This window comes from Bacillus paralicheniformis, assembly GCF_002993925.1.
Lineage (GTDB): Bacteria > Bacillota > Bacilli > Bacillales > Bacillaceae > Bacillus > Bacillus paralicheniformis.
Window position 1 is genome coordinate 660,717 of record NZ_CP023665.1, and the last position, 11,947, is coordinate 672,663.

8 protein-coding genes and 2 pseudogenes are annotated in these 11,947 nt (G+C 44.7%); 5 read left to right on the top strand and 5 right to left on the bottom strand.

The window, feature by feature from the left end:
* Positions 1–36 precede the first annotated feature (36 nt).
* A pseudogene (locus tag CP943_RS03420) lies at positions 37–299 on the bottom strand (CD3324 family protein).
* 342 nt (positions 300–641) lie between these two features.
* Between CP943_RS03420 and CP943_RS03425 the strand changes: the two are divergent.
* The 3 genes from CP943_RS03425 (at position 642) to CP943_RS03435 (ending at position 4,123) form a co-directional block, all read left to right on the top strand.
* Positions 642–1,139, top strand: a complete 498-nt coding sequence (locus tag CP943_RS03425) for an RNA polymerase sigma factor SigV (RefSeq protein WP_020450310.1) — start codon at positions 642–644, stop codon at positions 1,137–1,139.
* On the top strand, positions 1,139–1,999 hold the full coding sequence (locus CP943_RS03430; RefSeq protein WP_020450311.1) for an anti-sigma-V factor RsiV: 861 nt from the start codon (positions 1,139–1,141) through the stop codon (positions 1,997–1,999). The genes CP943_RS03425 and CP943_RS03430 overlap by 1 nt, the downstream gene beginning before the upstream one ends.
* Before the next feature lie 228 nt (positions 2,000–2,227).
* Positions 2,228–4,123, top strand: coding sequence for an acyltransferase family protein (locus CP943_RS03435; protein ID WP_020450312.1), 1,896 nt, complete (start codon positions 2,228–2,230; stop codon positions 4,121–4,123).
* Positions 4,124–4,146: 23 nt separating this feature from the next.
* On the opposite strand, the gene CP943_RS03440 is transcribed toward CP943_RS03435, so the two are convergent.
* Entirely contained in the window at positions 4,147–4,596 is a 450-nt protein-coding gene (locus CP943_RS03440) for an NUDIX hydrolase (protein ID WP_105980743.1), read from the bottom strand.
* 197 nt (positions 4,597–4,793) lie between these two features.
* Here CP943_RS03440 and CP943_RS03445 point away from each other — a divergent pair, with 197 nt between their 5' ends.
* Positions 4,794–5,999 (top strand): Bcr/CflA family efflux MFS transporter, encoded by a 1,206-nt coding sequence (locus tag CP943_RS03445; protein WP_023857816.1) that lies wholly within the window; start codon positions 4,794–4,796, stop codon positions 5,997–5,999.
* Between the two features lie 38 nt (positions 6,000–6,037).
* On the opposite strand, the gene CP943_RS03450 is transcribed toward CP943_RS03445, so the two are convergent.
* From CP943_RS03450 to CP943_RS22590, 3 genes and pseudogenes are all read right to left on the bottom strand, one after another.
* Positions 6,038–7,210 carry an iron-containing alcohol dehydrogenase gene (locus tag CP943_RS03450; protein WP_048349932.1) on the bottom strand — a complete coding sequence of 391 codons (1,173 nt, stop codon included), beginning with the start codon at positions 7,208–7,210 and terminating at the stop codon, positions 6,038–6,040.
* 207 nt (positions 7,211–7,417) lie between these two features.
* A complete protein-coding gene (locus CP943_RS22585) occupies positions 7,418–8,497 on the bottom strand; it encodes a sensor histidine kinase (RefSeq protein WP_306453692.1) in 1,080 nt (359 codons plus the stop codon).
* A 93-nt stretch (positions 8,498–8,590) separates the two neighbouring features.
* Positions 8,591–10,165, bottom strand: a pseudogene (locus CP943_RS22590) (sensor histidine kinase); the annotation flags it as partial.
* A gap of 493 nt (positions 10,166–10,658) precedes the next feature.
* Between CP943_RS22590 and CP943_RS03460 the strand changes: the two are divergent.
* The gene (locus CP943_RS03460; protein ID WP_026580611.1) at positions 10,659–11,741 is read left to right on the top strand and encodes a response regulator; all 1,083 of its coding nucleotides are present in this window, start codon (positions 10,659–10,661) and stop codon (positions 11,739–11,741) included.
* Positions 11,742–11,947 lie beyond the last annotated feature (206 nt).

Below are 11,947 nucleotides of genomic sequence, written 5' to 3' on the forward strand. Positions count from 1 at the left end.
AAAAAGCACTGGTCATGCATGACCAGTGCTCCATTTTTATGTTGAGTAGACAATTTTTTTAATCGTTTCAACGGAGAGGTGATATTCCCCGGCCAGACTCTCGATGGAATCCCCGTTTTTGAAAGCTTTTTAATCGAATCGTTTCGTTTATCAATCAGCTTTCTTGCACCTGACCGAGCACCCCATTATTGACGGGCGGAATCAGGCTTTGGAATATAAATGGTCTCTCCCTGAACATACTCTTGAATTTCTGATATCAGCTTTTCGGGTAAAACAGCGGACGCTTTTACATAAGCCATTTTTGCCAGCTCCTTATTCTTTTGTTTGAAATAAGGGGCAAAACCATATACCAGAAAAGCTTACTTTAGACGATTGAAGGTGTCCTCCCCATGCAAAGTATCGCCTTTTCCGATAACAGGCTTTGCATGAGACGCTGCATGATCCGGCATTCTGATGCTTGCCATGTGATCACCTCCTTCGAATTTGCTATTCATTATAAATGAAATCGAGATTGGCGGCACTTGATGATAAAATATTTTTAAAAAGAATGACCAGTCCGCAAACTATTTTTCACGCTCCCGCGTCTATCCTAATGTAACAGCCGTATATACGTATATTCAAAAAAGGAGTTCTTTATTGCAATGAAGAAACAAGCAGCCAGAGCGTCTCTTGTCGCTTGCATAACAGACCGGAAAGAAGACTTTTACCGGCTGGCGTACAGCTATGTGAAAAATCAAGAAGACGCCTTAGATATTGTCCAGGAATCAATCAAAAAAGCGCTCGATTCCGTCGATTCTGTTCGCAATCCGGATACGATTAAAAGCTGGTTTTACAAAATTTTGGTGCGGACGGCAATCGATTTTTTGCGCAAACGGAAAAAACTAAAGGTTATGGATGATCAAACGATCGAATTTTTAAGCAAGGGCAAGGAAGATATCTACCGGGATACAGACCTTCATGAGGCGCTTGACGAGTTGCCGCATCCCTACCACACCATTATTGTTCTGCGATTTTTTGAGGATCTCAAACTGGAAGAGATTGCGGAAATCACAGGCGAAAATTTGAATACGGTCAAAACGCGCCTTTACAGAGGATTGAAGCTTATGCGCATCCAATTGACGAAGGAGGATCTTTCTTAATGGAAAAGAAATTGGAACAGCTGAGAAAAGCATATCAAAACGTCCCCATTCCGAAGGAACTGGATCAGGTTGTCGAAACTGCGCTTCAGCATAAACCGAAGAAGAAGAGAAGGCTGGTGGTATGGCCTGCATCAACGCTTGTCGCGGCGGCTGTACTATTGGCTGCCGTCGTGAATATCAATCCCGGAGCAGCCCAGGCCATGTCGCGTTTACCCGTCATCGGCAAGGTCGTTAAGGCCATCACATTCACCGAGATCAAACAGAAAGATGGAGAATCGAGTATTGACGTGAAAACACCGGCTCTGTCCGGCTTGAATAACCGGGAGCTTGAAAATGGCATTAACGAGAAATATGTAAAGGAAAGCCGTCAGCTTTACCGGGAATTCATGAAGGAGACGTCCCGGAATAAAAAAGGGCATCTCAGCATCTACAGCGATTATGAGACAGTCACGGATACGAAGGATTTGATTTCGATTCGGCGAAGCGTCGAAAGAACGGAAGCGTCCAGCTATACCGAACGGCGCTATATCACCATTGACAAAAAGAATGAAATTCTGCTTACCTTGAAGAGTTTGTTTAAAGACGACCGGTATATTACGGCCATCAGCGAAAACATTAAAGAACAAATGAAACAGCAAATGAAAGATGATCCTGATAAAATATATTGGATCAATGACGAGGAAGTCGAGCCATTCAAACGAATCAAGGCCGACCAAAATTTTTATATTACAGAGAATCATAAACTGGTGATTTCATTTGACGATTATGAAGTCGCACCCGGATATATGGGCGCGGTAGAGTTTGAAATTCCGACTAAGGCGATTTCGAGCCTGCTGATCGGCGACCGCTACATCCGCTAGTCAAAAAATCCATGATTCGCTGAAATCATGGATTTTTTACTTTTTACAACTTTGTAACACCATATTCAGCTTGAAACTTTTATACTAGAGAGACGGCATCATTCAGGGTAGATAAAAATGACGATTTTTTGAAACAAAAAACGGTCCTGACTTCGTCTATAATATCGGAGCCGTAAAAGGCGCGAAACATAAAGAAGAACCGTACGTACATATCATTGGAGGAATACCATGCGAGATCAGACACAACAACACCGTTACATACCGGGGTTAGACGGGCTTCGGGCTTTTGCCGTTTTGGCGGTTATCGCTTACCACCTCAACATGAGCTGGGCCGACGGAGGCTTTATTGGCGTTGATATCTTTTTTGTTTTATCAGGATATTTGATTACATCGATTATCCTGCCGGCGTATGGAAATGACATTTCCCTCACATTCAGAGATTTTTGGGTGCGCCGGATACGGCGGCTGCTTCCAGCGGCGACGCTCATGATTTTCGCAACCGTCATATGGGTCGCTTTGTTTAACAGAGAGCTGATGCATACCGTGCGGGGAGATGCGATCTCCTCTCTTTTATATGTCAGCAATTGGTGGTTTATCTTTCACGACCTCTCATATTTTGATAGTTTCGGATCGCCGTCTCCTTTAAAAAACTTGTGGTCACTGGCGATTGAAGAACAGTTTTATTTCATCTGGCCGATCATTTTGCTGTTGGGCATCTACATATTTAAAAAGCGGGAGAGGCTGGCTGCGGCGGTTGTGCTGTGTGCGCTTTGTTCAGCCGTATGGATGAGCATCTTGTACGTCCCTGGCGGCGATCCGAGCCGCGTATATTACGGGACTGATACGCGCGCCTTCGAGCTGTTGATCGGATGCGCATTAGCCCTTGTGTGGCCGATGAAAAGACTATCTGGGAACAGGCTCCCAAGCAGCCTGAAGCACGCGTTGCACGGAACTGAGCTTGCCGCTTTCGCGCTGCTTATGATGAGCATTTATTTTGTCGATGAATTCAGCCCGTTTCTCTATCATGGCGGAATGCTTCTGATCAGCATAATCGCAGCGATTTTGATTGCATGCGTCAGTCATCCGAGCAGCTTCTTGGGGTTTGTCCTTTCCGTGAAGCCGCTGCGCTGGATCGGGAAAAGGTCGTACGGCATTTATCTTTGGCACTATCCCGTCATCGTGCTGAGCACACCTGTTCAAGAGATTGGAAATCCGGTGTTCTGGCATGTTGCGATTAAGGTCGCTGTTACGTTTATTCTGGCGGAACTTTCGTATCGCTTTATCGAGAAGCCAATCCGACAAGACGGTTTTAAACCGTTTGTCAGCCGGGTTTTTCTGGATAAGATCACGGAATGGAAAACCGCTTCCGTTCCCAGCAAAATATCAATCGGACTGATGTTTGCCGCACTCCTCATTTTTGCAGGAGGCCTGTCGGGATTGGCCGACGAAAAGAAACAGCCGCAACAGGCCTATTCCAAATCTTATGAGGAAACAAGCGCCTCAGCGGATCAGCCGGCTGACAAAAGTGAAGAACGGAAGGATGATAAGAAAGCACAAGCTGAAAGCGGGAAAGATGATGAAACTAAAAGCCGGCAGAAAGCCGGCGGGGATGAATCGTCAAATACAAAAGATGAGCAGTCTGCGGAAAAAGAGCCTGATCATATCGAGAAAGAGGTATTGGCTGTCGGGGATTCGGTCATGCTTGACATTGCTTCCAGCCTGCGTAAGAAAATTCCGGGAATCACAATCGACGGTCAGGTTGGAAGGCAAGTGAGGGAAGCGCTTCAATTGACATCAACCTACGCTTCCTTTAATCATTCGGACAAAGCCGTCGTGATTGAACTGGGAACAAACGGCTATTTTACGGACAGTCAGATGGACGCTTTGCTTGATGCGTTCTCAAACGCTGATGTCTATCTCGTGAACACGCGCGTCCCCCGTCAGTGGGAGAGCAAGGTGAATGAATCGCTTCGGAAGCAAGCGGACAGCCGTCAAAACGTGACATTGGTCGATTGGCATACTGAAGCCCTGAAACATCCCGAATATTTCACCGCTGACGGCGTACACCTGATGCCGAAAGGGACTGAAGCTTTGGCATCGCTTATCGTCAAAGCGATGAAATAATGCTTCAACATAAAAAGAGGCTGTTATTTCTTGAATTTCGTGATAAATCTAATCAAATAAGGTGTTTTTAAAGTTTCTTTTACTAGTTTGTTATGATGTTTTGTAAAATTTTTTATTTGTTTTCTTCTATGGGGAACCATTAACAAAGGTAATCTATCTTTGCGAAACCATCCGATTTTTGCTGTTTCCGGCCCTTGTTTAATGGGTTCCCCACCTAGTAATTTTCCTGAATAGATGTACTGTATGTCATGATATTGCGGTTGATCGTACTCTCCTATTTTGCACATAATAGAAACACGGTAGCCTGATTCTTCTTCCATTTCCCTCATGGCGCATGTTTCCGGCTGCTCGTGCTTTTCCATTCTGCCTCCTGGCAAGTCCCAGACAGGATAATCTTTTCTTTTAACCAGAAGTATTTTTCCTTTGCTATTTTCCACAATTGTAAAGCAACCTACAGTGTTTACTGCATTCAAGTTAAGATAACTCCTTCCTGTGTTTCACTTCAATTATAAATCATCTGACCGATTCGATCTCCGATCTTAACCGGTCATGAGCAATCCTCTTTCACAGCCAAAAAAATATGTTACAATATACAAATGTTTTGCGATCCTCCAGTTTATTTCATGATGAAACAATATATTTTACTAGCTTGAAAGAAAGGTTTGATACTATGCTCCATAATCCAACAGGAAAGGAACGCCTTGCATTGGCTTTTCTGCTCGGCATGCTTGCGATACTGGGCCCGCTGAATATCGATATGTATTTGCCAAGCTTTCCCGAAATTGCCGATGATTTATCAGCTGGAGCCTCGCTCGTACAGCTAAGCTTAACAGCGTGTTTGATCGGGCTTACGTTTGGTCAGCTCGTTATTGGGCCGGTCAGTGATGCACAAGGAAGACGGAAGCCCTTATTAATATCCATCTTTTTATTTGCGTTGTCTTCTTTGTTTTGCGCGCTTTCCCCGAACATTATTATGCTGGTCATTGGTCGTTTTTTACAGGGTTTTACCGCTTCGGCGGGAATTGTGCTGTCGCGCGCCATTGTACGGGACGTGTTTACAGGCAGAGAGCTTTCTAAATTTTTCTCGCTTTTAATGGTGATCACCGCGGTTGCGCCAATGGTCGCACCGATGACGGGGGGAGCCATCCTGCTTTTGCCGTTCGCTACTTGGCATACGATTTTTTATACTCTATCATTGATCGGATTGTTCCTAGTGCTCGTTATCTCAATGAAATTGACTGAAACATTGCCGCCTGACAAACGGATTCCAAGCTCAATCGGTTCGTCTCTCAAAACGATGGGGAGCTTGTTGAAGGACCGGTCTTTCATCGGCTATGCGCTGACTGTCGGTTTCATTCACGGAGGCAGCTTTGCATACGTGTCCGGAACCCCTTTTGTATATCAGGACATCTATGGGGTTTCTCCTCAAGTGTTCAGCGTGCTGTTCGGCATTAACGGCCTCGCCATTATTTCGGGAAGCTTTATCATCGGGCGTTTCGGGGGAATCATTCATGAGAGGAAGCTCTTGCGGATCGCGGTTATTACCGCTGTCATCGCGACATCCGTTCTCCTGACGATGACGATTTTGAAAGGACCGCTTGCAGCGATTGTCATTTCCATTTTTATCTACATGATAACCATCGGAATGACGTTGACAAGCACATTTACGCTGGCGATGGAAAACCAGGGACACCGTGCGGGCAGTGCAAGCGCGATGCTCGGCATGCTTCCGCTTCTGCTCGGTTCGATCGTTTCGCCTCTCGTTGGAATGAATGAAACAACGGCCGTTCCAATGGGTGCGATCATGTTTATTACAGCTGTGATCGGATCTTTCACCTTTTTTGCCTTAACACGGGAAAGACAGGGGGAGCGGTAAAGATAAGGACGGAATCACTTGATTCCGTCCTTTTGTTGTTATAGAGAAGCCCGGAGAATGGCGAGTACGTCATCTTTGTTTAGTTTTTGGAAATTGGCGAAGCCGCCGTGCTCGATTTCTTTAGCGGCGATGTCTGCGATCAGATCGAGCTTTTCTTCGCCGATGCCGTAGTCGGCAAGGCGGGAAGGAGCGCCAAGGCTTGTCCAGAACGCGGACAGCTTATCGATTCCTTCAAGCGCGATGTCTTTATCGGTTTTGCCTTCTGTTTCAATGTCAAACATGTTCAGCATAAGGGCTTTGAAGCGGCTGACATTCGTATCAAGCGTATATCTCATCCAGTTCGGGAACAAGATCGCAAGGCCGCCCGCATGCGGAATGTCGTAAACGGCCGAAACGGCGTGCTCCATTGTATGGGAAGCCCAATCGCCGAAATAGCCCATTTGCAGCGTGCCATTCAAAGCGATTGTGCCTGCGTATAAAATGGTTTCCCGGTGCTCATAGTTTTGCAGGTCTTCCAACAGCTTCGGTGCCGTTTCGATGACCGTCTGCAAAACGGAAAAGCACATTCTGTCCTGAAGCGGCGTGTTTTTGACATTATGAAAATATTGTTCAAACACATGGCTCATCATATCAACAATGCCGTAAACCGTTTGGTTTTCCGGGACGCTGAACGTATTTTCAGGGTCTAAAATGGAGAACTTCGGATGCGTGACATCGCTTCCCCATACATATTTTTCATTCGTTTCCCAGTTTGTAATGACGGAATCGGGGTTCATTTCAGATCCGGTTGCAGCTAAGGTTAAAATCGTACCGAACGGCAGGGCGTCTTTTGCTGTCGTTTTTTTGCTGAAGATATCCCAAGGGTCGCCGTCGTATTTTGCTCCGGCAGCAATCGCTTTTGTGCAGTCGATGACGCTTCCTCCGCCGACAGCGAGGAGAAAATCGATTTCATGCCGGGCACACAATTCGATCCCTTTTTTAACCGTAGCAAGACGCGGATTTGGTTCTACTCCGGAAAGCTCGTGCATGTCAGCGCCTTCTTCTTTCAACACGCGCGTAACTTCGTCATAAAGACCGTTCTTTTTAATACTGCCGCCTCCATAAACAAGCAATACATTTTTTCCGTATTCCTTTAATTCTTTTCTTAACTGTTCAAGCTGGCCTTTTCCGAAGATCAATTTCGTTGGATTGTAATAGCTGAAATTTTCCATTGATGAACAAACCTCCTATGGTATATGTAAAAACAGTTTTCTACTATAACATATTGAATCGTATAGAAAAAGAGGCCGTGTTCTTACAAAGGACAGGGTCAAATTGTACAGAGGGGAGAAAGCACACACCTGATTTACTGCGTAAAAAAGCTTGCCGACTTTGCCGGCAAGCTGAGGAGGCCGTTCTGATTATCTTCAGGTTAAAACCTATACTGAGACGTCCGCCGATTCGTTGATAGAAATGACCATTGAGACAGCGGTTCCGTCATCCGGCGCACTCTCGATATTCAGTTCGCTCCCGCAGAAGTGCTTCAGTCTTCGGTTGATATTTTTCATACCGACGCTATGAGTGAAATGAGAGGAAAAGATATCGTGTTGTTTTTCCGGCGGCATGCCGATTCCATTGTCCTCTATCTTGATATAATAGCGGTTTTCGCTTTCTTTTTTTGCCGTCAGCTTGATCCAGCCTCCGCCTCTTTTTTTGCTGATGCCGTGGTGGACGGCATTTTCGACAAGAGGCTGAATCATTAATGGCGGAAGGGCAAAGTCAATGTCTTCGTCAATATCGTAAATGACGTCCAGCCGATCGCCGAAGCGCGTTTTTTCAATAGAAAGATACGAATTCACAATCGACAGTTCATGTTTGAAAGAACTCATCCCTGATGTATTTTGAAAATCAAAACTCATTCTTAAGTAGTTTGTAAAATCAGCCGTTACTTCGCGCGCTTTTTCAATATCCAAATGACTGAGCGCGATAATTGTATTTAATACGTTGAAAAGAAAATGCGGTTTGATCTGCGATTGGAGGAATGCCATCTCCATATTGGTCGCTTGGGCTGCCGTATCTTTCATCATGATCAGGTTTTTAACGCGGGCTGCAAATTCAGTGTAGTTGTACGGTTTTTGCAAAATGTCATTTGCCCCGGCGTGAAAAGCCTTGTATTTATCATGATCGATGATGGCTGCCGTAATAATGAGAACCGGAAGTTCCACCATTGTGAATCTTTCACGGATTTTCATAGAGACTTCAAACCCTGTCATATCGGGCATCATCAGATCCAAAATCACCAAGTCAAGCTTTGATCGGGAGGCGACCTCGAGAGCCTCTTTGCCGCTTTTTGCTGCGATGACTTGATAAGGAACGCCTTCAAGCATATCGGCCAAAATTTTTAAGCTTTCAATGTTATCATCGACGATCAGAACAGTTGGAGCATCCATTTTCTTTGAATAATACGGCGTGCTGATTGAAACATCGGGCAAACTCCTGACGGCTTGCTGTTGAGGCATGTTCACTTTATCGTCAAGAAGCGAGTCATCCTTTGCGACAGGCAGTGTGAAATGAAATGCCGATCCTTTCCCTTCTTCCGATTCTACCCAGATCTCCCCATTTTGAAGCTGAACGAGCTGTCTGACGATGCTTAAACCGAGCCCGGCTCCGTCATCTTTATGGTTTTTTGCTTGTTGAAAAGATTCGAATATCGATTGACGGACGGCCTTTGGTATGCCGACTCCTGTATCTGCTACAGTGATTTTGACCTTCTCTTGGTTGATCCTCTCGGCAGAGAGCGTAATTTGTCCCTCCGGCGTATACTTGATTGCGTTATCTACCAGGTTGGTCATGATTTGCCGGAAGCGGTTTTCGTCAGCCAAGACGAGCGGCAGTCCGGATGGAACCAGGTTTACAATCTGGACCTGTTTATTTTTTGACAACAGCCGATAGAAGCCCATTTCCGTACTGATCGCTGAATGGGTATCGACAGGAACGGCTTGAATCTGCAGCATGCCCTGCTTCATTTTTTCCAAATCGAGAATGTCATTCACCAGGCTGGAGAGCCTGTATCCCATGCGGATGACCAGCTGCAGATTTTCTTTTTCTTCCTCTACCGTCCTTTTGCTTTTCCTTGCCAAAAGGGTCTGGCATATATTAATCATGCTGTTCAGCGGCGTTTTAAATTCATGCGATGTTTTGGCGATAAATTCGTCTTTTAATCGATTCATTCTGAGCAATTTCAAGGATAGGACTTCATTCTCGCGGAATGCGCCTGCGAATTGCTGCGCCATCATCAGAACAGCCGCCAGTAAAGCGATGATTGACGGCACGGCATAGAGCGAATTGAACGAAAAGCCTCTTTTGCCGCTGTAAGCAGAAACGGTCGTTAAAATGACGAATGCGCTCATTGAGATCGCTGCAATCGTAAGATAAAGACTGCCTTTCATTTTCCGAAGGGCAGCAATCGCAAACACATACGTAATATAAATCAAAGTCGTGACGGCAAGAACGGAATGCAATACATATGCGAGACGGTCTGTAAAACCCCATGATATAAAATCAATCAACAAAACCAGTGCAGAAAATGCAGTCGCGCCGATTATCCATTTTTTCGAAACGATTTCTCTGTAAGCGAAATAGAGATAGAGAAAAACCGCTATACTGACAAGCACCATTGTGGTTGCCCTCATTACGCTTAAAGCCGAGAATGAAACAGACGGAAAGAAAAGAAAGATCATTCGTTCTCGTCCGATTAAAAGCACAATGACTGAAAAAAGAAGACACATCGTGGAAAAAAAGAATAAGTGCTTATCCTTTTTTCGATGCAGGAAAAAGCCGAGAAAGTATAAACCGGTAATGAAGAATGCCGTGATCATGCTGGTTTCATTAAAGAAAGAAATTTTGCTTTGGTGTAAAATGTGCTGCTGCGTTCCGAAGGTAATCGGTTTTTCTATTCCCCATGAAGGTGTTTTTTTGAAGTTCGAAAATTGTACAATCAGCTCGTTGTCCCCGCGGTGAATGTCGAAAAAACTCGTATAAGGCCTGTTTTGAGCCCTGAAATTCGCTTTGCTTGAAGGAGTTCCGCTCTGCCCGATCAATTTGCCGTTGAAATAAATTCGGTTTGCGCTGTTAATAAAAGAGGTGCTGATTCCGAACATCTCATTGTCCTGCTTTGACCGGATCATCAGTCTGTATGTACCGTAATCCACGTTTTCTCCTGAATCGGTAAGTTTGACATTGTTAGGCACAGCGGAATAAATGGGGGCTTTTCCAATGCCTGAATGGATCGCCTTTGGCGAGAGAAGCTGGTTTCGATAGAGTGTCCATTCCCCGGTGAGCGCGATGTTCCCATCTTTCTGAAAATCCCATGTTTCCAGATTGATGATTCCTTGCTTTGCTTCAGGGTAATTCTGATCGGACAGTTGATTGTTAATGAATAAGAAAATAAAAAAGAAGCCGGCATAGCCGAGAATAATCGAAAGGAAAACAAATAGCTTTTTCAATATCAGCACTCCTCATTCAGCCTGCTGCAGTGTTGTCGAATCCATATGAATATTGTACTCTTAAATGTTAATAAACGACAAGAATAAGAAAATGAATCCAACTAAGTAGGGCCATTGACATGATATAATCATTATAATAATTTCCAGATGACTCGATGAAATTGGGGTGGGTGTCGTGAAAGCGTTAATTGTGGATGATGAGGAATTGGCATTGCTTCATTTTAAAAATATGCTTGAACGAACAAATTGTTTTCGATCCATTGAAATGTTTCAAGATCCGGCTGATGTTATGGAGTATCCGGATATTCAGGATATAGACACGGTGTTTCTTGACATTGAAATGCCGGGGATCAACGGGATTGAGCTCGCTGAAGCGATTCAATCGATGAATGAAAACATTCAGGTTGTTTTTATCACGGCCTATAACGATTTTGCCATAAAAGCATTTGAATTAAATGCGATGGATTATTTGCTTAAACCCGTCGATTACGTCCGGCTCGTGAAGACGGTTGAACGGATCAGAGAAAACAGCTTGCTGAAGGCTTCCGCGGAAAACGGCGGAGGAGACTATTTCATTCAATGTTTTGGGAGTTTGCAATTTTACAAAACGGAGAAGGATGTCAAAACATATATACCCGTAAAGTGGAGAACGTCCAAAGCACGCGAAATTTACGCATATTTGCTTCATCATCACGGCCATGTGATCAGCAAAGACGTGTTGATCGACCTGTTCTGGCCTGACCATGATGTCTCTAAAGCGAGCACCCAGCTGTATACGGCGATTTATCAAATCAGAAAGTTAATCGAAAGGCTTCCTTTCAGCCAATCCATCGAGAAGACTGACACCGGATATGTCCTCCGGATTTCCGGTGTGAAAGTGGATGCTGACGAATGGGAAAAGTCGCTGAAAGAGGCTCCTCCAATTCATATGGCGACGATCAACCGGCACATGGAATTGCTGCTTGCATACGAAAACCATTACTTTATGGAACACGGTTATTTGTGGGCCGAACCCGAAAAGACACGGCTTGCCCGGATATGGCTTGGAAAAGCTTATGAACTGGTCGATTTCCTTATTCGTGAAAAAGACTACCGCCGGGCGCTTGATATATGTCTGCAGGTCGAGAAATTCGAACCGTACGATCATAAAATCATCCAATACAAGATGCAGCTGTTTAATAAAACCGGGAATGTAGAAGAAGCGATCAAGGAGTATGAGCGCTACAAACTCATCAAGGACAAAATGAATGAAATGTAAACACGAGGACCGGATCAGCCGGTCTTTTTTTTATGCCATTTTCAGCTTACATGCCGATGTTCAGAAATTGTATAGTTCCATCTCATACAATGTAGTTTGGTTCGGATGATCTCAGCTGACATAAAGCAAAATTCATAGCCGCGATATCTTGATTACCGCCGCTAAACATACAGCAGCGAATTTAAAAGCCTGTCATTCTTCAAATA

What these genes read in the sequence shown, in the direction of transcription:
- CP943_RS03425 (WP_020450310.1), top strand. Translation starts at nt 642, where the DNA reads ATGAAGAAACAAGCAGCCAGAGCGTCTCTTGTCGCTTGCATAACAGAC.
- CP943_RS03430 (WP_020450311.1), top strand. Translation starts at nt 1,139, where the DNA reads ATGGAAAAGAAATTGGAACAGCTGAGAAAAGCATATCAAAACGTCCCC.
- CP943_RS03435 (WP_020450312.1), top strand. Translation starts at nt 2,228, where the DNA reads ATGCGAGATCAGACACAACAACACCGTTACATACCGGGGTTAGACGGG.
- CP943_RS03445 (WP_023857816.1), top strand. Translation starts at nt 4,794, where the DNA reads ATGCTCCATAATCCAACAGGAAAGGAACGCCTTGCATTGGCTTTTCTG.
- CP943_RS03450 (WP_048349932.1), bottom strand. Translation starts at nt 7,210, where the DNA reads ATGGAAAATTTCAGCTATTACAATCCAACGAAATTGATCTTCGGAAAA.
- CP943_RS22585 (WP_306453692.1), bottom strand. Translation starts at nt 8,497, where the DNA reads ATGCCTCAACAGCAAGCCGTCAGGAGTTTGCCCGATGTTTCAATCAGC.